At 46.1% G+C, this 23513-nt stretch carries 22 protein-coding genes; 3 read left to right on the top strand and 19 right to left on the bottom strand.

The features are described from left to right. Nucleotides 1-892 (bottom strand): LysR family transcriptional regulator (locus AC55NX_RS14255; RefSeq protein WP_496996352.1); only part of this gene is annotated, 892 nt, incomplete at its 3' end. A 125-nt stretch (nucleotides 893-1017) separates the two neighbouring features. On the opposite strand from AC55NX_RS14255, the gene AC55NX_RS14260 reads away from it, so the two are divergent. Continuing rightward, complete coding sequence (locus AC55NX_RS14260) at nucleotides 1018-2211, top strand: serine hydrolase domain-containing protein (RefSeq protein ID WP_496996353.1); 1194 nt, start codon at nucleotides 1018-1020, stop codon at nucleotides 2209-2211. Next, complete coding sequence (locus tag AC55NX_RS14265) at nucleotides 2208-3386, top strand: MFS transporter (RefSeq protein ID WP_496996354.1); 1179 nt, start codon at nucleotides 2208-2210, stop codon at nucleotides 3384-3386. The genes AC55NX_RS14260 and AC55NX_RS14265 overlap by 4 nt, the downstream gene beginning before the upstream one ends. Before the next feature lie 142 nt (nucleotides 3387-3528). Here the strand turns inward: AC55NX_RS14265 and AC55NX_RS14270 are convergent, their stop codons facing one another. The 3 genes from AC55NX_RS14270 to guaB form a co-directional block, all read right to left on the bottom strand. After that, entirely contained in the window at nucleotides 3529-3732 is a 204-nt protein-coding gene (locus tag AC55NX_RS14270; RefSeq protein ID WP_496996404.1) for a hypothetical protein, read from the bottom strand. A 215-nt stretch (nucleotides 3733-3947) separates the two neighbouring features. Beyond that, nucleotides 3948-5525: a glutamine-hydrolyzing GMP synthase gene (gene guaA, locus AC55NX_RS14275; protein WP_496996355.1), complete on the bottom strand. Its 1578-nt coding sequence runs from the start codon at nucleotides 5523-5525 to the stop codon at nucleotides 3948-3950. 97 nt (nucleotides 5526-5622) lie between these two features. Further along, the gene (gene guaB / locus AC55NX_RS14280) at nucleotides 5623-7089 is read right to left on the bottom strand and encodes an IMP dehydrogenase (protein WP_496996356.1); all 1467 of its coding nucleotides are present in this window, start codon (nucleotides 7087-7089) and stop codon (nucleotides 5623-5625) included. A gap of 210 nt (nucleotides 7090-7299) precedes the next feature. On the opposite strand from guaB, the gene xseA reads away from it, so the two are divergent. Beyond that, nucleotides 7300-8640: an exodeoxyribonuclease VII large subunit gene (gene xseA / locus AC55NX_RS14285; protein ID WP_496996357.1), complete on the top strand. Its 1341-nt coding sequence runs from the start codon at nucleotides 7300-7302 to the stop codon at nucleotides 8638-8640. A gap of 7 nt (nucleotides 8641-8647) precedes the next feature. On the opposite strand, the gene AC55NX_RS14290 is transcribed toward xseA, so the two are convergent. The 15 genes from AC55NX_RS14290 to iscA all read right to left on the bottom strand — a co-directional run bounded on the left by AC55NX_RS14290 (nucleotide 8648) and on the right by iscA (nucleotide 23455). Further along, the gene (locus AC55NX_RS14290; protein ID WP_496996358.1) at nucleotides 8648-8890 is read right to left on the bottom strand and encodes a zinc ribbon domain-containing protein; all 243 of its coding nucleotides are present in this window, start codon (nucleotides 8888-8890) and stop codon (nucleotides 8648-8650) included. A gap of 495 nt (nucleotides 8891-9385) precedes the next feature. Continuing rightward, nucleotides 9386-10876 carry a ribosome biogenesis GTPase Der gene (der, locus tag AC55NX_RS14295; protein ID WP_496996405.1) on the bottom strand — a complete coding sequence of 497 codons (1491 nt, stop codon included), beginning with the start codon at nucleotides 10874-10876 and terminating at the stop codon, nucleotides 9386-9388. 184 nt (nucleotides 10877-11060) lie between these two features. Beyond that, on the bottom strand, nucleotides 11061-12221 hold the full coding sequence (bamB, locus tag AC55NX_RS14300) for an outer membrane protein assembly factor BamB (protein ID WP_496996359.1): 1161 nt from the start codon (nucleotides 12219-12221) through the stop codon (nucleotides 11061-11063). Between the two features lie 13 nt (nucleotides 12222-12234). Then, complete coding sequence (locus AC55NX_RS14305) at nucleotides 12235-12849, bottom strand: YfgM family protein (protein ID WP_496996360.1); 615 nt, start codon at nucleotides 12847-12849, stop codon at nucleotides 12235-12237. A 45-nt stretch (nucleotides 12850-12894) separates the two neighbouring features. Continuing rightward, nucleotides 12895-14172, bottom strand: a complete 1278-nt coding sequence (gene hisS, locus AC55NX_RS14310) for a histidine--tRNA ligase (protein WP_496996361.1) — start codon at nucleotides 14170-14172, stop codon at nucleotides 12895-12897. A 27-nt stretch (nucleotides 14173-14199) separates the two neighbouring features. Next, nucleotides 14200-15327 (bottom strand): flavodoxin-dependent (E)-4-hydroxy-3-methylbut-2-enyl-diphosphate synthase, encoded by a 1128-nt coding sequence (gene ispG, locus AC55NX_RS14315; protein WP_496996362.1) that lies wholly within the window; start codon nucleotides 15325-15327, stop codon nucleotides 14200-14202. An 8-nt stretch (nucleotides 15328-15335) separates the two neighbouring features. Further along, a complete protein-coding gene (gene rodZ, locus AC55NX_RS14320; RefSeq protein ID WP_496996406.1) occupies nucleotides 15336-16319 on the bottom strand; it encodes a cytoskeleton protein RodZ in 984 nt (327 codons plus the stop codon). 454 nt (nucleotides 16320-16773) lie between these two features. Further along, on the bottom strand, nucleotides 16774-17898 hold the full coding sequence (rlmN, locus tag AC55NX_RS14325; RefSeq protein WP_496996363.1) for a dual-specificity RNA methyltransferase RlmN: 1125 nt from the start codon (nucleotides 17896-17898) through the stop codon (nucleotides 16774-16776). 146 nt (nucleotides 17899-18044) lie between these two features. Beyond that, nucleotides 18045-18482: a nucleoside-diphosphate kinase gene (gene ndk / locus AC55NX_RS14330; protein ID WP_496996364.1), complete on the bottom strand. Its 438-nt coding sequence runs from the start codon at nucleotides 18480-18482 to the stop codon at nucleotides 18045-18047. Between the two features lie 55 nt (nucleotides 18483-18537). Continuing rightward, a complete protein-coding gene (gene pepB / locus AC55NX_RS14335) occupies nucleotides 18538-19824 on the bottom strand; it encodes an aminopeptidase PepB (protein WP_496996365.1) in 1287 nt (428 codons plus the stop codon). A 169-nt stretch (nucleotides 19825-19993) separates the two neighbouring features. Beyond that, complete coding sequence (gene iscX / locus AC55NX_RS14340; protein WP_059120088.1) at nucleotides 19994-20188, bottom strand: Fe-S cluster assembly protein IscX; 195 nt, start codon at nucleotides 20186-20188, stop codon at nucleotides 19994-19996. A 35-nt stretch (nucleotides 20189-20223) separates the two neighbouring features. After that, nucleotides 20224-20562, bottom strand: a complete 339-nt coding sequence (gene fdx, locus AC55NX_RS14345) for an ISC system 2Fe-2S type ferredoxin (RefSeq protein ID WP_496996366.1) — start codon at nucleotides 20560-20562, stop codon at nucleotides 20224-20226. 13 nt (nucleotides 20563-20575) lie between these two features. Then, on the bottom strand, nucleotides 20576-22432 hold the full coding sequence (hscA, locus tag AC55NX_RS14350; protein WP_496996367.1) for a Fe-S protein assembly chaperone HscA: 1857 nt from the start codon (nucleotides 22430-22432) through the stop codon (nucleotides 20576-20578). Between the two features lie 21 nt (nucleotides 22433-22453). Further along, complete coding sequence (gene hscB / locus AC55NX_RS14355) at nucleotides 22454-22969, bottom strand: co-chaperone HscB (protein ID WP_496996368.1); 516 nt, start codon at nucleotides 22967-22969, stop codon at nucleotides 22454-22456. Between the two features lie 162 nt (nucleotides 22970-23131). Then, nucleotides 23132-23455, bottom strand: coding sequence for an iron-sulfur cluster assembly protein IscA (iscA, locus tag AC55NX_RS14360; RefSeq protein WP_021020766.1), 324 nt, complete (start codon nucleotides 23453-23455; stop codon nucleotides 23132-23134). Nucleotides 23456-23513 lie beyond the last annotated feature (58 nt).

Consider the following 23513-nt stretch of genomic DNA (forward strand, 5'->3'; position numbering starts at 1 on the left):
TATATGTTTCTGAAAACACGTGATTGCATAAAAAATCAACGAACGCTCGTACCTTTGGAATTGGATGTTTGCCTGCTGGCCACAGAATATGGAACACCCCTGTCCGCTCCACATAATCAGGTAACACTGATTGCAGTTGGCCTGTTGCTAATTGTTTACGTATAGCGAAATCCGGTAAATAGGCAATGCCCAGTCCTTGCATTGCGAAGCATACGCGGGTTTCGATGTTGTTGCAGATCATTGATGTTGGCAACTGTAGTGGAGGGTCTCCTTGAAGCATTTTCAGCGCCCATGGCTCCAGTTTACCACTATGAGGGAAGCGGTAATGCAGGCAACGATGTTGTTCGAGATCGCTTGGATGTGCCGGTGTACCATAAGTTTTTAGGTATTCAGGGGAAGCCACCAATAGAGAACGAAACATACCTAAACGGCGTGCAGTTAGACGAGAATCGTTTGGGACACCTGTTCGTACCACTGCATCAAACCCATCTTTAATCACATCAACTACTTGGTCCGTAAAATCTAAATCCAATTCTACTTCTGGATAAGTTCGCATAAACTCACCTAAGACTGGCAACACTAATGAACTAACAAGGGGAAGACTAACTCGCAGGCGCCCACATGGAGCGGCATTGACTTGAGACAGTTCCTGCTCTGCTGCTTCAATCTCAGTCAAAATACGCCTACACCGTTCAAGAAACATCTCGCCTTCGATGGTTAGCTTGATACTGCGAGTACTACGATGGAACAACTGTACACCTAACTTATCTTCAAGCCGTGCGATACTTTTTCCGATGGCTGATGCGGATACACCAAGTAGACGTCCCGAAGCGGCAAAACTACCTGTTTCTGCAACCTTTACGAACACAACAATGGCATTAAGACTATCCATTCCCTCTCCTATTGCGGACAATTTAGTCCTCATAACAAGGAAATGTAGCCATCTTTTTCTTGAGTAACAAGTTCTCTATTGTTTTGGCATACCTGATTTAACAATCATAGAGAATAGGAACCAACATGACTGCAGTTAAATTTCCTTTCAGTACCGAAGATTCGGCATCTCAGTTGTCAAAAAATATGAAAAATGTCATTAAACAAGCCATCAACTCGCACCGAGTAGTCGGTACAGTTGTCCTCGTGTCTCATCGTGGGCAACTGATCTATCAGACAGCAGCAGGCTGGGCAGATAGAGAGTCTAAATGTCCGATGAAGCTTGACACAATCTTCCGCTTAGCATCAGTGAGTAAACCTATTGTGTCAGTCGCTGCACTGGTACTCGTTGCCAGAGGATTGTTGGATTTAGATAAAAACATCACTTGTTGGATGCCTGAATTTCGGCCGCTATTACAAGATGGCTCAGAAGCCATCATCACGGTAAGGCAAATACTTAGCCATACGGCGGGATTGGGGTATCGTTTCTTAGAAAACGATACCGACGGCGCATATGCAGTTGCGCGAGTTTCCGATGGGATGGATGCCTCAGGAATAACTCTTCAGGAAAATCTGCAGCGTATCGCCAAGGTGCCACTAATGTACACGCCCGGTTCTTCTTGGGGATATTCTTTGGCTACTGATGTGTTGGGGGCTTTGCTAGAGCGGGTTCTCGATATGCCACTAGATCAAGCTGTACACCAATTAGTCGCGGGTCCATTAGGAATGTCAAATACAAACTTTTGGGTAAACGACCCCCAACGAGTAGCTACTGTTTATGTGAATGATGAACCACTACCGCATCGACTTGAGGAAGGAGAAATCGTTCCACCGTTTGATGGCGCAGTAGGTATTGTTTACAGCCCTGATCGCATATTTGATGCAAAGGCTTTCCCTTCCGGTGGTGCTGGAATGGCAAGTACCGCCCAAGATTTTATGTTGTTACTGGAAACCTTACGACAAGATGGCGGACAATTGTTACCTCCTTCACTTATTGATGAAATGGGGCGAGATCAAACCGGTGGTTTGTTACTCCCCAATGCTCCGGGATTTGGTTTTGGGCTAGGCTTTTCAGTGCTGCGCGATCCTCAACTTGCAGCATCACCTGAATCTATAGGTACTTGGCGCTGGGGCGGTGCCTATGGACATTCATGGTTTGTTGACCGATCGAATGAACTAAGTGTCATAGCGTTTACTAATACGATGTATGAGGGGATGTCTGGACGCTTCGTTACCGACATTCGTGATGCAGTATATAGTTCAGTGGTAGGTGGAAAATGAGCGTCTCTCAGCAGCCAGCACTACCTCTATCTTCGCTATTAGCACTAGCTACAGCAGCATTTATCACAATTCTAACTGAAGCATTGCCAGCAGGTGTGATGCATCTAATGGCGAAAAGTCTTGATGTCTCGGAGGCTCTAGTTGGTCAAACGGTCACTATTTATGCTATTGGGTCACTCGTCGCTGCTATCCCTGTGACCGCGGCCACACAAGGAATGCGTCGCCGTCCTCTACTGTTGCTGGCTATCGCTGGCTTTTTGGTCGCCAATACTGTCACAACATTTTCCATAAGTTATGTGCTTACAATGGTGGCGCGTTTTTTAGCTGGCGTATCAGCTGGAGTATTGTGGGCATTACTAGCAGGCTATGCTTCACGTATGGTACCTAGTGAGCAAAAAGGGCAAGCAATAGCTATCGCGATGGTTGGTACACCTTTAGCTCTTTCACTTGGGGTTCCCGCGGGAACTTTTCTCGGAAATTTCATGGGCTGGCAGGTTAGTTTTGGCTTAATGAGCTTACTGGCATTGGCACTTATGTTTTGGATTCGCTTCACGGTTCCAGACTTCGACGGTCAGCCGATTAGAGGACGCATACATATACAATGTGTATTCATTATAGCGGGTGTTCGTCCAGTATTATTTGTTGTACTTGCTTTTGTCCTTGCCCATAACATTCTTTACACGTACATCGCACCTTTTCTTATGTCCGTTGGGATGCTAGAGCAAACGGATATGGTCCTGTTGGTCTTTGGAGCTTTATCATTACTGGGGATCTGGGGCGTTGGTGTATTGATTGACCGACACTTACGAGTGTTGATTATGACCAGTGCGGTGTTATTTATTTCGGCCGTATTATTGATTGATACTGCAGTCAGTAGACCTATTTTTGTTTTTCTCGCTGCTGCTATGTGGGGACTCGCTTTTGGCGGTTTAGCAACTCTTTTGCAGACAGCCATTGCTAAGGCTGCTGGGGAGGCCGGAGACATTGCACAATCGATGTTGGTAACATCTTGGAATACGGCAATTACAGGTGGTGGGCTCATCGGCGGGATATTGCTTGATAGTTTTGGCGTCGAGTCGTTCACACCTGTTCTACTGGTACTAATGATTGCCACACTTGTAACAATAATTTTGGCAAAACATCACGGCTTTCCATCAAGACAAAATGGATTCTAGCGTGCTAGATTCACCTTCAAAGCAAAAGCTAGCCATGTAGTGGTATTTTGGCACAGGGGCCAGAGCACCGGCCCCTGTTTTCTAACTACTTGCGTAAGCCAAACGGCCAAGTATGCCTAATTTTGTCGATTTGATCGACCGATCATCTCGTCATGTCCTTGTAAGCACGCCCTGCCAACCTGTTTTGGAATACCTCCATTTTGTCGGAAATGATTTTCATCTTCGGGCCGTGTCCGGTGTTGTGCAACCACTGCCCCAAAAAATAGAAGGCCAGCATCACAATGCACATCACTGCGAAGAAACCAAATACCTCCGCAAGGTTTTGGGGTGGAAAGTTAAACTCCATCATCAGTAATCCTTATCTAGTTAGGCCATGCGGCCTTTTTTTCAGGGAGGGTTACACGGATGGAATCATACCCATCAAAATACCACGGTCAAACCGTGCTTGGCGTTGCCAGACATTGCCAAAAATGACTAAGCCAAAAACAAAAAAAGTCCGCAATTACGCGGACTTAAGTATGATTTAGTGCTTGTTAATGCCAGACGTTTCCGGATGGAAAATTATTCCCACTCAATCGTTGCCGGTGGCTTGCCTGAGATATCGTAAACCACGCGTGAGATCCCATCGACCTCATTAATGATGCGGTTTGATACCCGGCCTAAGAATTCATAAGGCAGGTGTGCCCAGTGTGCGGTCATAAAGTCGATGGTTTCTACAGCACGTAGCGATACGACCCAATCGTACTTACGGCCATCGCCCATCACGCCCACAGAACGAACCGGAAGGAATACGGTGAATGCTTGTGAGACTTGGTTGTACAAGTCCGCAGCGCGGAGCTCTTCAATGAAGATTGCATCAGCGCGACGCAGTAAATCACAATATTCTTTCTTGATTTCGCCTAAAACCCGCACTCCCAGACCCGGCCCCGGGAATGGATGACGGTAAAGCATGTCGTATGGCAGACCAAGTTCTAAACCAATTTTACGCACTTCATCTTTAAACAATTCACGTAACGGTTCAACCAAGCCCATTTCCATATCTTCCGGTAATCCGCCCACATTGTGGTGCGATTTGATCACATGTGCTTTACCTGTTTTAGACGCCGCAGACTCAATCACATCCGGATAGATGGTTCCCTGAGCCAGCCATTTGGCATTCTTCAGTTTGCTGGCTTCTTCATCAAAAACTTCAATAAACTCGTGCCCGATCACTTTCCGTTTTTCTTCCGGATCAGATTTGCCGGTCAATGCCTTGAGGAAGCGTTCTTCTGCTTCGACTTTGATAATATTCAGCCCGAAATGGTCACCGAACATTTCCATCACCTGCTGACCTTCATTCAGGCGTAATAAGCCGTTATCGACAAAGACACAGGTCAGTTTGTCACCGATGGCCCGCTGAACCAGCATCGCAACAACCGATGAGTCAACACCGCCGGATAGCGCCAGAATCACCTCATCGTCGCCAACAGTTTCTTTGATTCGTGCAACGGCATCTTCAATGATTGAAGTCGGTGTCCATAAGCGTTCACAACCACAAGCTCCCATGACGAAGTTTTCCAGCATTTTCAGCCCTTGCTTGGTATGGGTGACTTCTGGATGGAACTGTACGCCATAGTATTTTTTCTCTTCATTGGCCATGGCTGCGTATGGACATGTATCCGTTTGCGCAACTTGAGTGAATCCCATTGGGATTTCGACAACTTTATCACCGTGGCTCATCCAGACATCTAATAAAGCGCTGTTGTCTTCGGTCAAACTATCACGTAACCCCTCAAACAGCTTCGACTCTTGAACCACTTTAACCTGAGCGTAGCCAAATTCACGCTCAGTCGAACCGGAGACTTTTCCGCCCAATTGTTCTGCCATGGTCTGCATACCGTAGCAAACCCCCAGGACAGGGACGCCACAATCAAAGACATATTGTGGTGCGCGAGGAGAGTTTTCCTCCGTCACACTTTCAGGGCCACCTGATAATATGATGCCATTCGGATTAAATTCTCGAATGTCGGCTTCATCGACATCCCAGCTCCATAGTTCGCAATATACGCCAATTTCACGGACACGGCGTGCAACAAGCTGCGTGTATTGTGAACCAAAGTCTAGGATAAGGATCCGTTGGTCATGAATGTTTTTGGTCATGTTGAGTCGTCTTCAAAGAAAAGTTTATGGAACGGAGGCGAGTTTACTCGCCTCTCATGTCAGCATCAAGCAAAAAGCAAACGTTTTCGTCGCGGGATTATGACCCTAAACGATAGTTTGGTGCTTCTTTGGTAATTTGAACATCATGGACATGGGATTCTTGAATACCAGCACCGGAAATCCTAACAAACTCAGCTTTGGTACGCAGATCTTCAATGGTTGCAGAACCGGTCAGTCCCATGCAAGAACGCAGGCCACCCATTTGCTGGTGAACGATTTCTTTTAACAGGCCTTTGTATGCAATACGTCCTTCAATGCCTTCAGGTACTAACTTATCAGCCGCATTATCTGACTGGAAGTAACGGTCAGAAGAGCCTTTGGACATCGCGCCCAGTGAACCCATACCACGATAGGCTTTATAAGAACGACCTTGATAAAGAATGACTTCTCCCGGAGATTCTTCTGTACCGGCAAACATCGACCCAACCATGACACAAGATGCACCGGCTGCGATGGCTTTACAGATATCACCGGAGAAACGGATACCACCGTCACCAATCACTGGAATGTCGTATTCGTTGGCAATGGATGCTGCATCACCGATGGCTGAAATTTGTGGTACACCAACACCGGTTACAATGCGAGTGGTACAGATAGAACCCGGGCCAATCCCGACTTTTACCGCACTCACACCCGCTTCAATCAGCGCACGAGCACCTTCAGCGGTTGCGACGTTCCCGCCGATAATATCTAAATCAGGGAAAGCGGCCCGCGTTTCACGAATCCGTTGTAAAACCCCTTCAGAGTGACCGTGAGAAGAGTCAATCAACAGCACATCGACACCAGCTTCAACCAAGGCTTTGACACGCTCTTCATTTCCCGCACCGGCACCGACAGCAGCACCGACACGTAAACGACCCTGCTCATCTTTACAAGAATTCGGAGCAACTTCTGCTTTATGAAAATCTTTCGCGGTAATCATCCCGGTCAGCTGGAATTCATCATTGACGACCAGAACTTTTTCAACACGTGCTTGGTGCATTTTTTCCTGCACTTCTGCACGAGAGGCACCTTCTTTTACCGCTGCCAAGCGTTCTTTTGGCGTCATCACCGCTGAGACTTTTTTCGTCAAATCTGTGACGAAACGGACATCACGACCGGTGATAATTCCAACCAGCTCGTTACTTTCTGTCACAACAGGGAATCCGGCAAAGCCATGTTTTTCAGTCAGCGCCATCACATCAGCGATGGTTTGATCCGGCTGAACGGTCACAGGAGAAGTAACAACCCCGGCTTCGTAGATTTTTACCTGACGAACCTGAGCCGCTTGTTGCTCGATCGACATATTCTTATGAATAAAGCCAATCCCACCTTCCTGAGCCAGAGCAATTGCGAGACGAGCCTCAGTGACTGTATCCATGGACGCAGAAATCATCGGAATGTTTAACGTGATATTTTTGGTCAGCCGAGTTTTCAAGTCAGCAGTATTCGGGAGAATAGTTGAATGGGCGGGGACGAGCAATACGTCATCAAAAGTCAGGGCTTCTTTGGCGATTCGTAGCATTTGCAATATCTCACAGCTTGGGTGTTAAAAGAAAGAACCCAATCCCTTAAGCATTTTTCATCAAAGTGAATTGGATTTGATATTGCGGAGGGATTATACCGAGCGATTAATCGTTTTACTACACATTTATTCAATTTTTATTTGCAATTACCCCCTTGATATGTATTATATTGCGGCTAATTTCCATTCCTACGGCCACGACATTCGCCTGTGCTATCTGCAAACAATCAAAACATTTACACGGTATCCCGCCTGAATGCAGAAGTTCGTCTGCTCCTCGAAAATGAGATGGGCATCATCTGGCTGCTCGGTGAAGTTTCCAACTTTTCTATGCCTGTTTCAGGGCATTGGTACTTATCGCTGAAAGACGCCCGGGCACAGGTCAAATGTGCGATGTTTAAAGGCAACAATCGTTTTGTCTCTTTTAAGCCCCAAAACGGGCAACAGGTTTTGGTCAGAGCTCGTCTTTCATTATACGAACCGCGCGGCGACTATCAGTTAATCATTGAAAGTATGCAAGCTGAAGGTGACGGACGGCTACAGCAAGAATTTGAACAACTGAAACAAAAGCTCACCGCTGAAGGGCTTTTTGCTCCCGATAATAAAAAACCTCTGCCTGAGCACCCACAATGTATCGGTATCATTACCTCCAAAACCGGTGCTGCACTGTTTGATATTCTCGATGTCTTAAAACGTCGTGACCCAACACTTCCCGTGATTATTTACCCAACGATCGTACAGGGGGAAGATGCAGCGATTCGAATTGCCCAAGCGATTGGCCGGGCCAATACCCGTCAGGAATGTGATGTGTTAATCGTCGGACGCGGAGGCGGTTCGCTGGAAGACTTGTGGTGCTTTAACCATGAAATTGTCGCCCGGACGATTGCTGCCAGCCAGATTCCGATTGTCAGTGCGGTCGGTCACGAGATTGATATTACAATCGCAGATTTTGTTGCCGACGTTCGCGCTCCGACACCTTCGGCTGCAGCGGAGCTCGTCAGTCGGGACAGTAGTTACAAACGCACAGGTCTGCTCAATTATCATCACCGTCTGAGTCAGGCAATCCGTTACTATCTGGCAGCGCAACGCCAAAAAAGTCAGACACACCAGTATGCTTTAGAAAAACAGCATCCGACTTACCGTCTGGAGCGACAAATTCAGCAAATGGATGAGTTGAGTATTCGTTTGCAACAAGCAATACAGCGCTACTTAGACAAACATTCGCAGATGGTGGAACGGACAGCCTACCAGCTCAGGTATCACTCTCCGGAGCAACAGATCCGGCAACAGCATTATCTGCTGACAAAATATGAACAGCGCTATATTGATGCGATAGAAAGGAAATTACTCAACTCACGCCATCAACTGGCTCTTGCTGCTGAGACATTAGAAGCAGTGAGCCCACTTTCGACATTAAGACGGGGATACTCCGTCACTCAGAATCAGGCCGGTCAGATCATTCGGCGTCTGTGCGACGTCAAACCCGGAGAATGCATTACAACTCGCCTCACCGATGGGACGATTCACTCAACCGTGATTCAGTCAGACTAATACCCACTCAACTCGAGTGATCTTCTACCGGCTGAAATACCAACCGTAATTCAGGGTGTCGTTTTGACTTCTGTTCGCTGCACTGCGGACAAAAATAGCTCACCGCCCCACAAGCTTGCAGTCGTTCTAATTCGGTCTGGCAATCAGGGCAATACGCCACTTTGCGGTAATGCGTGGCACATTCAGAACAATAGTACTGCCCATCCCATTCAAGTTCCCCATGACATGCTGGACATTGATTCTGGCTCATTCTTTCTCCTTCCTTTCTTACCTTTTAGGATAGAACGATTTAACTCATCGTCGATCGGATCCACATTTCTGATCTGTATATGGCAAAGGATCGGATCCTAAATCAATCGGTTGATTGTATACTAAGTCAAACGGACACATGTAAGTATTTGCCTTTATTGGTAAAAAAGATGATAAAGTCGATCCGGATAACACAGGATAAGATCTTTGCTTGATCTCATGCTTTATTCACCCTGATCAGCGATCAATGCCAAAAAGAACATTTATATAACCACACACCGAAAGCATAAGTTACATGTTCTGTTTTTGAATTTTAAACGATATATTATAAATATATTTACGTATTAAAAGCTCACATAAAGCATTTCATAAAAGGATCATACACCTTACATTATCTGTTGTTTGTAAAAGATAGTCGGTTACAGAGTCCAATCATCGGACATAAAAAAACCCAGCTTGTCTGCCGGGTTCTTCATGCGTCTTGAACAACAAAATGCTATTTCTTGCGATGCTTCATCATCGACATTAAGCGTTTTTTCTGTCTCTCTTGAGACAACGTTAACTTAGAAGACTTATTCTCATACGGGTTTTCACTGTTCTGGAACTGAATCCGAATCGGTGTTCCCATGATCTCTAAAGACTTCCGATAATAATTCATCAAGTACCGCTTATAGGAGTCCGGCAGCTCATTGACCAAGTTTCCATGAATGACAATAATCGGCGGGTTATATCCCCCCGCATGCGCATATTTTAATTTAACGCGCCGACCCCGAACCATGGGTGCCTGATGATCTTCCGTTGCCATTTTCATAATACGAGTCAATATCGATGTACTGACTCGTGTTGTCGCTGATTTGTAGGCCTCTTCAACAGATTCAAACAAATGACCAACGCCTGTACCATGTAGTGCAGAAATAAAGTGAATACGGGCAAAATCAACAAATCCCAAGCGACGGTCAAGCTCTTTTTTCACCCGTTCTTTCACATCTATGTCCAATCCATCCCACTTGTTCACAGCAAGAACAATAGAACGCCCGGCATTCAAAGCAAAACCAAGTAAGCTCAAATCCTGATCTGAGATATTTTCCCGTGCATCGATCAACAACAACACTACGTTGGCATCTTCAATCGCTTTAAGTGTCTTAACAACAGAGAATTTTTCTACGGTCTCATGAATGCGCTTACGACGCCGTACTCCTGCTGTATCGATCAAGACATATTCACGCTCGTGACGTTGCATTGGAATGTAGATCGAATCGCGAGTGGTTCCGGGCATGTCATAAACGACAACACGTTCTTCACCCAGAATACGGTTGGTGAGGGTTGACTTACCCACATTGGGGCGACCAATAATTGCCAGCTTGATCGGTTGCTCTTGCAGACGCTGATACTCAGCTTCCGCCTCTTCTTCGGTATAATCCTGTATTGCAGGTTGTTCAACGGTCTCGATTTCGGTCAGGTCTTCGATTTCAGCCTCAGCCTGTGCTTTTAACGATTGAATCGTTGGCGTCATCACCCGTTCAATCAGTGCACTGACACCTCGTCCGTGGGCAGCTGCAATTTGGAACATCTGCGTCATCCCCAACTGCCAAAACTCAGCGCTGGCTGCATCAGCATCAATGCCATCGACTTTATTCACGACCAGAAACGAAGTCTTCTCAATTTTCCGTAAATACGATGCAATCCCTTCATCGGCTGGTGTCAATCCGGCACGGCCATCGACCATAAATAGCACGACATCAGCTTCTTCAATTGCAGCCAGAGACTGTTGTGCCATTTTGCTTTCTACACCTTCTTCACCGCCATCAATACCACCGGTATCAATGACGATGAATTCTTGCTCGCCTACTTTGGCATGACCATACTTACGGTCTCGGGTCAGACCGGGAAAGTCTGCCACCAATGCATCGCGAGTACGGGTTAATCGGTTGAATAATGTAGATTTACCGACATTCGGACGCCCAACCAGCGCAACCACAGGAACCATAACACCCTCTAAATTGTTCAATGCGATGTGTACCACCATATGACTGCATTTATTCATTTCATCAGTCCGGTCGATGTGACACAAAGCACGACTACTTAGAACAAGCAGCCGTTCAAAACCACAATAAAATGGCTCCTAACTGTTGCCAGCCAGGAGCCGATTATAAAAATTATATCACGAATTCTTAGCGGATCGTCAGTTTCTTCAGATCGCCGTTTCGAGTAGTCAACAGATAACTATTGTCTGGTAAAGCGATGGGAGCAACAGCAAATCCGCTACTGTTGACAAACTGTTGTGCAACAAATTCGCCACTACTACGATCAATCCAGTATAGGTAACCTTCACTATCTCCCACGACGACATAGTGACTGATCACAACCGGTGCGGTTACCAAACGATGTTCGAGTTTACTGTTAGTCCACAGCTCAGTTCCGCTGCGCGCATCAACTGCAACAATATGATCTTCATCCGTCACGAGGAAAATACGACCACCATCTGTCGCCATATCTTTTGCTGAAGAATAAGTGCGTTTCCAGACTGGTTTTCCGGAACGGAGATCAATATCAACCAGTTGACCGTTATAGCCAATGGTATAGAGCGAATCACCGATGACCAGCGGTGATGAATCTACATCCACGAGTCGATCAATTTCTGTTGCCCCTTTTGGTATACCGATTGGTTGTTGCCAAATCATCTGCCCCCGGGACGTAATCGCTGCCGCTAGTCGTCCGCCAGCCGTTCCCCAAAACACACCACCAGATACAGCAACAGGTTCACTCACGCCGCGCAACGTCAGATTTGGCACTTCGGTGCTGATCACCCACTGTTCTTTGCCGCTTTTTTGATCCAGTGCGGTCAAATTGCCATTACTGGTATTGATGAGCAATAGATTACTGTCCGTTGTCGGTGATGCCAGAACTTCACCACCGATACTCTGCTTCCAGTTTAGTTCACCGGTTTTAGCATCCAGCGCGTAAACAATCCCATTTTCACTGCCAACATAAATCTGGTTAAATCCAGCGTCAATTCCTCCAGCCAGACGGATGGGATCATCAACTTCAAGATCATGATGCCAAAGCTCTTTACCATTTTTCAGATCCAGCGCTTTAACTAAACCATCCCGGTCTGCAACAAAAATGGTGTCATAGGCATATTTCGGCTTAAGTTTCGAAAAATAGTGACCAACGCCACTGCCGACCGAAGCCCGCCAATCCTCATGAGGCGTAAACTGACTATTGACGACAGGAACAGGCGCCATGACGACCGAATCCTCTTCTCCGGAACATCCAACCAATCCACTCGTCACTGCAGCCATTAAAAATAAGTTGCCAAACCACTTTTTCATTCACGCACGCCCTTTATTTGGCCAGATCATCTAACTTCATTTGTAATGTCTGGCTGGCATCTTCAGCCTGCTGAGCTTCTGTATAAGCAACATAAGCCGCTTTCTTGTCGCCCTGACGCAGTGCGATATCACCTTTTAGTTCAGCAACACGGCCAACCCAACCAGAATCCGTAATCTGTTTTAAAGCCGCTTCAGCACTCTCGTAATTGCCTTTTTCTGCCTGAATCCGGGCAATTCGGTAATCAATCAACGTATCCAGCGCTTTATCATCAGTATGCGCTTTCGCCCACTCAAGCTGAGCAAGTCCTTCATCCAGATGCTTGGCATCAATCTGAGATTTCGCTAACTGCATGGCTGCCAGCACGGCATAGTTACTGTCTGAATGCTGTTCAATGAAACTCTGGACTGTTTTTTCTGCGTCGAGTCCTTGCTGAGAAAGTGAAGCGATCACATCAGAATACTGATGAGAGGCTGCCACCTGAGCTGCTTTCATTGATGACTGATAATAATTCCAACCCAGAATCGCAGCTAACCCAACCACAGTGCCGACAATAACGGCTCTGCCATTTTCTTTCCACCAACTCTTAATCGCTTCAACTTGTTGTTCTTCGGTATCGTAGAGTTCCACGTTTTTCCCTCTTTAATTAAGCTTCTCAGCTGAACTTTCCAACCATCAGCACTTGAAAAAATAAGCCAGTTTTTCAATGACATCTGACTGTCGTACCGTTTCCTGAGTCCCACCGTTCAGATCTTTAAAGACGACCATCTGTTGTGCCATTTCGTCCTCTCCCAGAACTAATGCAACAGAGGCACCGACTTTATCGGCCCGCTTAAACTGTTTCTTGAAATTACCACCACCAAAGTGGTTCATGATACGCAGCTTCGGCAGTGATTCCCGCACAGACTCTGCCAGTTTCATGCCTGCCGATAATGTTCCCTCGCCAGCAGTCACGATATAAACATCGACCTGGCGCGCAACGTCATCGGTCAGTTCCAGCGCTTCAACCATCAGAACCAGACGCTCCAATCCCATTGCGAAACCAACTGCAGTGGTTGCTTTACCACCCATTTGCTCGACAAGACCATCATAGCGACCGCCACCACAGACAGTCCCCTGAGCACCGAGACTTTCGGTTACCCATTCGAAAACGGTACGGTTGTAGTAATCCAGTCCGCGAACCAAACGTTCATTGACGGTGTATTCGATACCTGCATCATCAAGAAGTTCACATAAACCGGCAAAATGAGCGCGCGAATCATTATCAAGATACTCTGACAGCTTAGGCGCCTCACCCAAAATTGCCTGTATTTCAGGATTTTTGGTATCGAGAACGCGTAATGGATTGGTATACATCCGACGTTTACTGTCTTCATCCAGCACTGATTCATGCTGCTCCAGGAAAGCAACCAACGCAGTCCGGTATTCGGCACGCGCCTCCGGTGATCCGATAGAGTTCAGCTCGAGTCGCACATATGGCGCAATCCCCAATTCCCGCCATATCCGGGCAGTCATCATGATCAGCTCCGCATCAATATCCGGTCCGTCAAGACCAAACACCTCAACGCCGCATTGGTGGAATTGGCGATATCGCCCCTTCTGAGGTCGCTCGTGGCGGAACATCGGCCCCATGTACCACAAGCGCTGTTCCTGATTGTAGAGCAGACCATTCTGAATACCGGCACGGACACAACCTGCCGTTCCTTCAGGACGTAAGGTTAAACTGTCGCCATTACGATCTTCAAAAGTGTACATCTCTTTTTCAACCACATCGGTGACTTCACCGATTGCTCGGCTAAACAGATGCGTCATTTCAATGATCGGCATACGGATTTCACTATAGCCGTATGCATTAATCACTTGTTTTACCTTGCCCTCAACCTTTTGCCAGAGCGGTGATTGTGTCGGGAGGCAGTCGTTCATGCCTCGAATTGCTTGAATTATTTTTGCCACAAGGATTACCGTAAATTCATCATGATATTAATTGTTGTCTTCGACTTGCGTGACCTGAATACGATTTTGCTGGTCGAGCATTGATGCTTTTGCCCGGATTTTTGCTTCAAGTTGATGAATTAAATCATCATTGTCGAATCGTTCTTTCTGGCGGACACCATCTTCATAAAATGCACTTTTGCGATTGCTACCGGCAATTCCCAGATGTGAAGCTTCGGCTTCTCCGGGGCCATTGACGACGCAACCAATAATCGAGACATCCATTGGTGTGAGAATATCTTCAAGACGCTCTTCCAACGCATTAACGGTGCCGATAACATCAAATTCCTGACGGGAACAGCTGGGGCAAGCAATAAAATTGATCCCCCGGGAACGAATCCGCAAAGATTTGAGGATATCAAATCCGACTTTAATTTCTTCAACTGGATTTGCAGCCAGTGAAATACGCAATGTGTCGCCAATCCCCTCGGCAAGCAACATACCCAGTCCAACGGATGACTTAACTGCACCAGCACGAGCACCACCGGCTTCGGTGATCCCTAAGTGTAATGGTTGATCAATTTTTTGAGCCAACAAACGATAAGAATCAACGGCCAGAAAAACATCGGAGGCTTTGACACTCACTTTAAACTGGTCAAAATTAAGTCGATCAAGAATATCAACATGACGCATTGCCGATTCCACCAGCGCTTCGGCTGTTGGCTCGCCATATTTCTGCTGAATATCTTTTTCTAACGATCCGCCATTGACACCAATTCGGATGGGAATGCCTTTATCTCGAGCACAATCTACAACTGCGCGAATTCGCTCTTCACGTCCGATATTGCCCGGATTGATCCGTAAACAATCGACACCGTATTCAGCAACCTGAAGTGCAATACGGTAATCAAAATGGATATCGGCCACCAAAGGAATCGATACGCGTTTCTTAATTTCTCGGAATGCTTCCGCTGCATCCATGGTCGGAACTGAAACCCGAACAATATCTGCACCGACTTTTTCCAGTGATTGGATTTGAGCAACCGTTGCCTCGACATCGGTCGTTCTCGTATTTGTCATCGACTGAACTGCGATGGGAGCACCATCGCCGATAGGAACATCACCGACGTAGATACGTGTCGAACGGCGACGCTTTATTGGAGACTCATATTGCATATTTTTGTCTAAGGTAAGCTAAATCTGGCTACTTTGCCTGAAGTATACCCAGAAAGGTCTACAGGTTCACCTGCAAATGTCATAGAAACACCTTCTGGCGCACCTAAAATAACCTTAAATGGGGCTTCCCCCTGAAGCTGAACGGACTGATTTGCTTTTTTTAATCCAATCAATAGCGTTTTACCGTTTGCATCAATGACACGAACCCAGCAATCATCCTTAAAATTCATGCTCAAAGCCGTCAATGCAACAGAAAATTGCGGTTCATCTGCCGGGGTTGCGGTTACATTGGAAGTAACGGGCTCTGCTGATGCCACTTCGGTTTCATCAGTGGCCGCTTCCTGCTCGTCTTGAGGTGGTTGTGTCGGTTTAGATTCGGATGCAGTGTCGTCGGCGACATTTGCTTCAGGCTCTTCTGGTGAAGCGACATTCTCAGCATCAGATGACGCTTGTTCTTGGGATGACTGAGTCAGATCACGCACCGTCGTAAAATCATCTGTTTTCTCATCCCCCGACGAACCCGCGACTTGCTTCTGTTCTGATGATGTCTGGGACTGAGGCGGGATCAGCGTGTCCTGTTTTTGATTCTGATACCACCAGACAGATGAAATACCGATCACAATGGCAACAATACCGACCGTAATCAGATTAATCCGGCTGTTATGCTGCTCCCGGGTCGTTTTTCTTGAAAAGCTGGTCATCAATAAGTCAGGAGCAGTCGCGCCACAATAATGATCATACGCAGCGAGGATCTCCGGCTCATCAATCCCAACCAGTTTGGCATAAGAACGAACATAACCTCTTGTAAATGTTGATACCTTATCGATATCAAAATTATTTTCCTCTAGCGACTGTATAATCGTCAGACGTAGCCGAAGCCTGTCCGCGATCTGCTTTTGAGTCAACCCAAGTGATTCTCGCTTCTGTTTCAGAAGTGTACCGGGGCCTATCTGGTTATCTTCTTCTTCTTTTACTATTTCTGATTCTGTCATCACGTAGCGTCTATCTCTGTCTCTTTGCTGTAACCCTATAATAAGCATAGCGCTTTATTGATTTTCGTTCTTTTGGGATAGCTTATTTCCGTTCCAGCACAAAATAAAGTTCATATTAGCGTCAAAATTATCAATAATTCAAATAATTTTGATACACACAAGCGGTCATTCTAAAGGATATTAAAACTGAAACAACAATGAATTAAGGAAGAAGACTCGGCCAAATCTAAGTTTTTCGGAAAATTGACACAAAACAGAGCCAAATTCTGGGTGAAACCGGTGAGAAGGCGACTTTTATCAACTCATCGCACTTCTGAGTAGAGATAAAATATACGTTCAGAAAGCTCCAATAAAGGCCGTCCGTCAGTCATACTAAACGAAAAGGATTTCAACGCGAAACAGTTTCAAGTATAAAAATAAATGTCTCACGTCAGATAAACATGTGCAACGGCAATCAATTAACCGCTTTAATCGGAATTGCATTTCCCTGCTCAGTCAACAATCGGGTTCGTTTAGTCCGGTCAATCACATCACCAACCAGCTGACCGCAGGCGGCATCGATGTCATCTCCCCGAGTTTTACGCACGGTTACTGTGTATTCGTGCGCCATCAGAGTTTTCATGAACCGATCAATCCGGGAGTTACTTGGTTTCCGGTACGGAGATCCCGGATATGGATTGAACGGAATCAGGTTGATCTTACATGGCGTATCTTTCATTAATTCTGCCAGTTCATGCGCGTGCTCAGTACCATCATTAACATGATCCAGCAAAATATATTCTACCGTCACTTTACCACGGTTGGCATTTGACGAGGCAATATAACGACGCACCGATGCCAGAAAATCCTGAATATCCCATCGATCATTGATCGGCATAATTTCACTACGCAGCTTATCATTCGGAGCATGGAGAGAAATCGCCAGCGCGACATCAATCCGTCCGGTCATTTGTTCCAGTCCGGATACGACACCAGAGGTAGAAACCGTCACGCGACGCTTAGATAATCCGAATCCTAAATCGTCCAGCATGATCTCCAACGCAGGAAGAAGGTTTTTCATATTGAGCAGTGGTTCACCCATTCCCATCATCACGATGTTAGTGATAGGACGTCGGCCAGTCTCTTTTTCCATGCCAATTTCACGTGCAGCACGCCAGACTTGACCGATAATTTCGGCAACCCGTAAGTTACGGTTGAACCCTTGTTGCGCGGTAGAGCAGAATTTACATTCCAGCGCACAACCAACCTGAGATGACACACATAATGTGGCCCGATCATCTTCCGGGATATAGACGGTTTCGACATCTTGGTCACCAACCCGCATCGCCCATTTGATCGTACCATCCGATGAATGTTGAGCAGCTGAAACCAGTGGCGCTTTAATCTCACAGCGGTTTTTCAGCTTTTCTCTCAGCTTTTTATTAATGTTGGTCATCTGTTCAAAGTCATCACAACCAAAGTGGTAAATCCACTTCATAATTTGATCAGCACGAAATGCTTTTTCGTTCAGCTCTTCAGTAAAAAACTGACGTAAAGCTGTACGATCAAAATCGAGCAGATTAATTTTTTGTGTGGTCATGGCGCCTCTCAGAAAAGCCGTACATCAAATTCAGGGCGCGAATTGTACAGCCTTTGAGCACTGACAACAAGCCCTGTGAATAAGCAACAAAACCCCGTTTTAAACGGGGTTTTCAATTGCATATTTCAGTCATGAATTACATTCAATTATGACTGAGATACTCTTGGACAGATTTCTGAATCAGGGAAGAAAAAAGCGATTTCCCGGGCGGCAGAATCTTCACTATCACTGCCATGAACTGAGTTCAAACGCATATTCAGTGCGTAATCAGCGCGAAGTGTGCCACAAGCAGCTTCTTCAGGATTGGTTTTTCCCATCAGCTCACGGTAACGGGCAATGGCATTTTCACCTTCAAGCACCTGCACCATAATCGGCCCGGAAGTCATAAACTCTCTGAGTGGCTCAAAAAATGGTTTGCCTTGATGCTCTGCGTAAAAACCACTCGCCTGCTCTTCAGTCAAATGCACCATCTTCGCTGCAATAATCTGCAATCCGGCTTTTTCAATACGATGATAAATTTCACCAATCAGATTACGCTCTACAGCATCTGGCTTTATGATAGAAAACGTTCTCTCTAACGCCATAAAATTGTCCTTTCTTTCTCTATCGTTATTCAGATATCACGATCTGAATTTTATTTTAGTCAATCAATAAACGAGCCAAAGTACGAATACCAATCCCTGTCGCACCGGCAGCCCACTTATCCGTGGCTGATTTACGGTAAGTCGCGGCACAATCTAAATGTAACCAACCTTTGCGATAATCTTCAACAAAGTGCGACAAAAATGCCGCAGCGGTACTGGCTCCCGGCGTATAGTCAGAAGAGCTGATATTCGATAGATCGGCAAAACTGGAAGGCAACATGTCACGATGGAATGACTCCAGCGGCAGTGGCCATAACCGTTCGCCTTCCATTTTTGCAACGGAAAGCGCTTGATGACTTAAAGTTTCGTCAAAACTCATCAATGCATGATAGTCAACACCCAATGCAGCCTTCGCAGCTCCTGTTAGTGTTGCACAATCAATGATCATCTCTGGATTTTGTTCACTGGCATAGATCAGACCATCGGCCAACACTAAACGACCTTCCGCATCCGTGTTCATGATCTCAACCGTTTTACCATTCTTATAGGTAATGATATCGCCCAATTTCAGTGCACGTCCGGACACCATGTTTTCCGCACAACACAGAATCAGTTTCACCCGTTTATTCAGACCGCGCAAAATCGCTAGTCCTAACCCACTGGTGGCAAGCGCAGCACCACCCATATCTGACTTCATTGATGTCATTAAGTTCGAAGACTTCAGGCTATAGCCACCCGAATCAAACGTAATCCCTTTGCCGACCAGACAGGCATACACCGGGGCATTCTCATCCCCCGTCGGATTGAAATCCAATTGCAGCATTGCAGAAGTCCGTTCAGACCCGCGCCCGACGGCAAAAATTCCTTCCCAACCATCAGAAAGTAAATCTTTATCTTTCACAATACGATAAGAAACCAATTCAGGTGCGAGAGATTTCACAAACTCAGCGGCCATCGTTGCCAACTGTCGGGGGGCAACCTCTTCTGCACTCTTATTAATGACATCTCTTGCCCAGTCAGATGTTTTGATCCGGGCCTCAAGTTCTCGCTGATCGTCTTCAGCAAGCTCTTCCCATGTCAACGTGTTTAATTTTTTCGGATCACGATATCCTTGATAAAAAGCCCAAATCCGCTCCAAATCCCAATCACTGCCAACTAATGAAATATTGCGCAAGCTTTGCCCATCCATTTTTCGGGCTGCTTTCTGAATCGTGACCAGAGGGGTAGATAGTGGATCGATATGAATGATCACACCGGATTCGGAATAAGAAATTGTCGCATTTTCCCCCCACTGTTCAGGGGCTTTTTCTTGGCTAATAGATACTGACATATTTACAGACATGGCCTCTCCTTGTCTTTCTTCACTTTTTGCCACTTATTTTCTGGTTCACTCAGACAATTTACCATTATATCTGGCAAACATGTCAAATTGATAAAAAGCGGACCTGTAAAGATCCGCTTTTGACGAGATTTATTTTACAAGCACTCTTGACGCAAGAAAGATGACAACATTAATCGATTTCGTCCATCCAACACAGAATAATTGCTTCCAGAATTTTTTCATTCGAATGATTTGGATCATCATCAAAATCATCCAAATCCATGACCCATTGATGTAAATCGGTAAAACGTACATTTTTCGGGTCAACATCAGGATAAAGTTCGCATAGTTCGATAGCAATATCCCGTGAATCAATCCACTTCATCATTCGTTCCTATCAGATACTTGCAACAGAAAAAATCAATGCTCTTCCGCTGCATGGTTCAATGTATATTTAGGGATTTCAATCACCAAATCTTCATCGGTCACTTTAGCCTGGCAACCCAGCCGAGACTCAGGCTCAAGCCCCCATGCCTTATCCAGCATATCGTCTTCCAGTTCATCACTTTCATCCAGTGAGTCAAACCCTTCCCGAACGATAACATGGCAGGTGGTACACGCACATGATTTCTCACACGCATGCTCAATCTCAATCCCATTTTTCAATGCCACATCAAGAACCGTTTCTCCGGTTTCAGCCTCAAGGACAGCACCTTCAGGACACAACTCTTCATGAGGTAACACAATAATCTTTGGCATGTTTGTATCTCAACTACTCAATATCATCTACAGACTGACCCGCTAGTGCTTCGCGAATCGATTTATCCATACGGCGCGAAGCAAATGGCTGACTCACTTTATCAATATCTTTGATTCCCTGTTCAATCGCATTGGCATCATCACCATTTCTCAAAGCAATCAGCGTTTCAATCGCTTTCAGGAGCTCGGCTCTTTCTTGCGCATCCAATAGTTCATCACCATCAGCCTGCATTGCTGCAATTAACCCTTCAATCACACGGTCAGCTTCGACGCGCTGTTCCACCAACGCCCGGACCTGCATGTCTTCGGCGGCATAAGCCATGGAATCTTTGAGCATTGAGGCAACTTCGTCTTCACTTAAACCATAAGACGGTTTCACCTGAATTTCAGCCTGAACACCGGTACTTTTTTCCATAGCGGTGACAGAAAGCAGGCCATCGGCATCAACTTGATAAGTAACCCGGATATGTGCAGCACCGGCGGTCATCGGTGGGATCCCCTTTAACGAGAAACGCGCCAAAGAGCGACAATCGGCAACCATCTCCCGCTCACCCTGCACCGTATGGACCACCATCGCTGTCTGGCCATCTTTAAACGTCGTGAACTCTTGTGCCCGGGCAACCGGAATCGTTGTATTACGCGGAATAATTTTTTCCACTAATCCACCCATGGTTTCAATGCCCAGTGACAGTGGAATCACATCTAACAACAACATTTCCGAATCCGGTTTATTCCCGGCCAGAATATCAGCTTGCGTGGCAGCACCAATCGCCACGACTTCATCGGGATTAATACTGGTCAGCGGCTCGCGACCAAAGAATTCACCAACCATTTCCCGGACGAATGGGGTTCGGGTCGAACCACCAACCATCACCACTTCGATCACTTCGTCTGCATCAACCTCGGCATCTTTCAATGCGCGGCGACATGACATCAGCGTCTTTTTCACTAATGGTTGAATCAGTACTTCAAACTGTTCACGGCTCAGTTGTCCATGCCAGCCAAGCACTGAGATATCCGCCGATTCAGCGTCCGATAAATCAATTTTTGCCTGCGATGCGGCATCTAACAACGTGCGATACTCTTCAGCACTGAGCTTATGTTCAATGCCAATGCATTCTTTGAGATGCTCTGCGATGAGGTTATCAAAATCATCCCCACCAAGTGCAGAATCACCGCCGGTCGACAGTACTTCAAAGACGCCTTTTGACAGGCGCAGAATAGAGATATCAAATGTCCCGCCACCGAGGTCATAAACCGCAATCACCCCTTCACGTCCAGAATCAAGGCCATAAGCAATAGCGGCAGCAGTCGGTTCATTCAATAAACGTAACACATGGAGTCCGGCTAACTGGGCGGCCTCTTTCGTACCGGCACGCTGGGCATCATCAAAATAAGCAGGCACAGTAATCACTACGCCAGCCAATTCGCCACCAAGTGATTGCTCCGCACGATGTGCCAGAGTTCTGAGAATATCGGCAGACACCTGAATTGGGTTTTTATCGCCCTGCGCTGTTTGAATCACAGGTAAACCGTTTTGGCTTGATTTAAACCGATAGGGCATATGGGGATAACGTTGTTGTACGTCATGCAAAGAACGACCAATCAGTCGTTTGACAGAAATAATTGTATTTTCTGGGTCTTGCTGAGCTTTTTTTCTCGCATCAACACCAACCCACACCGCATCTCGGGCATAATTGACAACCGAAGGGACAATGGACCATCCATTTTGATCGGGTAGCGTTTCAGCAGTACCACTTCGGACCGAAGCCACCAGTGAGTTTGTTGTACCTAAATCAATGCCTGCTGCCAGCTTGTGTTGATGAGGTGTCGCGCTCTGACCAGGCTCAGCGATTTGCAGTAATGCCATAGGACTTTCCTTTGTTCTGAACTAGCCGAGAAGTTTCTCTTCGGCACGTTCGATTTCATTTCTTAATTTGGCAATAAATTTGAGTTTTCGGACTGTATTTGCCGCCGATTCCCAATGGGATTGCGCCAGTTGTTCTTTCAGGGCAGTCAATTGTATTTTGTACATTTTGCTGACTTTCCCTTCAAAATCGATCAGCTGCTCCTGAGCATCTGCCGCACTTTCAAGCGTTTCCAGCTCTTCACGTAACAACATCTGTTCCATCAAGAATTCAGGATCCTGCATGGTCTGTTGTTCACTCCGAAGATCAATCCCATGGAGCATTAAAAGATACTCCGCCCGACGGATATCATTTTTCAACGTCTGGTAAGCATCATTGATTTCTGAAGCTTTCTGCACCGCGATCAAACGCTCACGCTCTGAAGCGATGGCAAAGTTATCTGGGTGAAAATTCTTTTGCAACTCTCGGAACTGAGAAGAAAGAAGGCTACCATCCAGATCAAACTGAGTTGGTAGCCCAAATAATTCAAAATAATTCATGTTAATATCAGTCCTGATTCATCGGCTATCCAATTCAACATTCATCAATCCTGACTCTCGATGTCGTCATTTTCGCTATTGTGGTACGCATCTTGATGTGAATGTTCTTGATAATAGACAGCGATATGAATCGATGTGGTCGGATTCACAACAGCTGTCGTCTTAAACGTTAAAGCTTTCACCACAACCACATTCACTTTTGACATTCGGGTTGTTGAACTCAAAGCCTTCGTTTAATCCTTGCTTGACATAATCTAACTGAGTACCGTCAAGATAAACGAGACTCTTGGCGTCAATAATAATTTTAACACCATGATTTTCAAAAACTTGGTCTTCTTCATTGAGATCATCAACAAACTCCAGCACGTAAGCCATGCCGGAACAACCTGTTGTTTTAACACCTAAACGCAAGCCGATTCCTTTCCCGCGATTGTCTAAAAAAGAACGAACTCGATCTGCTGCTGTTTCAGTTAAGGTGATGGACATACAACTCTAACCTTAAATCTAGTGGGTTTCAGAGGGAGTCCGTCAGACTGTCAGACTC

The sequence above is a fragment of the Vibrio rubrogenes genome, assembly GCF_059641415.1.

Excerpts from the sequence above, each read along its gene's own strand:
- AC55NX_RS14260 (WP_496996353.1), top strand. The coding sequence starts at position 1,018 with ATGACTGCAGTTAAATTTCCTTTCAGTACCGAAGATTCGGCATCTCAG.
- AC55NX_RS14265 (WP_496996354.1), top strand. The coding sequence starts at position 2,208 with ATGAGCGTCTCTCAGCAGCCAGCACTACCTCTATCTTCGCTATTAGCA.
- AC55NX_RS14270 (WP_496996404.1), bottom strand. The coding sequence starts at position 3,732 with ATGGAGTTTAACTTTCCACCCCAAAACCTTGCGGAGGTATTTGGTTTC.
- guaA (WP_496996355.1), bottom strand. The coding sequence starts at position 5,525 with ATGACCAAAAACATTCATGACCAACGGATCCTTATCCTAGACTTTGGT.
- guaB (WP_496996356.1), bottom strand. The coding sequence starts at position 7,089 with ATGCTACGAATCGCCAAAGAAGCCCTGACTTTTGATGACGTATTGCTC.
- AC55NX_RS14290 (WP_496996358.1), bottom strand. The coding sequence starts at position 8,890 with ATGAGCCAGAATCAATGTCCAGCATGTCATGGGGAACTTGAATGGGAT.
- der (WP_496996405.1), bottom strand. The coding sequence starts at position 10,876 with ATGGTTCCTGTGGTTGCGCTGGTTGGGCGTCCGAATGTCGGTAAATCT.
- bamB (WP_496996359.1), bottom strand. The coding sequence starts at position 12,221 with ATGAAAAAGTGGTTTGGCAACTTATTTTTAATGGCTGCAGTGACGAGT.
- ispG (WP_496996362.1), bottom strand. The coding sequence starts at position 15,327 with ATGCAATATGAGTCTCCAATAAAGCGTCGCCGTTCGACACGTATCTAC.
- rodZ (WP_496996406.1), bottom strand. The coding sequence starts at position 16,319 with ATGACAGAATCAGAAATAGTAAAAGAAGAAGAAGATAACCAGATAGGC.
- rlmN (WP_496996363.1), bottom strand. The coding sequence starts at position 17,898 with ATGACCACACAAAAAATTAATCTGCTCGATTTTGATCGTACAGCTTTA.
- ndk (WP_496996364.1), bottom strand. The coding sequence starts at position 18,482 with ATGGCGTTAGAGAGAACGTTTTCTATCATAAAGCCAGATGCTGTAGAG.
- pepB (WP_496996365.1), bottom strand. The coding sequence starts at position 19,824 with ATGTCTGTAAATATGTCAGTATCTATTAGCCAAGAAAAAGCCCCTGAA.
- iscX (WP_059120088.1), bottom strand. The coding sequence starts at position 20,188 with ATGAAGTGGATTGATTCACGGGATATTGCTATCGAACTATGCGAACTT.
- fdx (WP_496996366.1), bottom strand. The coding sequence starts at position 20,562 with ATGCCAAAGATTATTGTGTTACCTCATGAAGAGTTGTGTCCTGAAGGT.
- hscA (WP_496996367.1), bottom strand. The coding sequence starts at position 22,432 with ATGGCATTACTGCAAATCGCTGAGCCTGGTCAGAGCGCGACACCTCAT.
- hscB (WP_496996368.1), bottom strand. The coding sequence starts at position 22,969 with ATGAATTATTTTGAATTATTTGGGCTACCAACTCAGTTTGATCTGGAT.
- iscA (WP_021020766.1), bottom strand. The coding sequence starts at position 23,455 with ATGTCCATCACCTTAACTGAAACAGCAGCAGATCGAGTTCGTTCTTTT.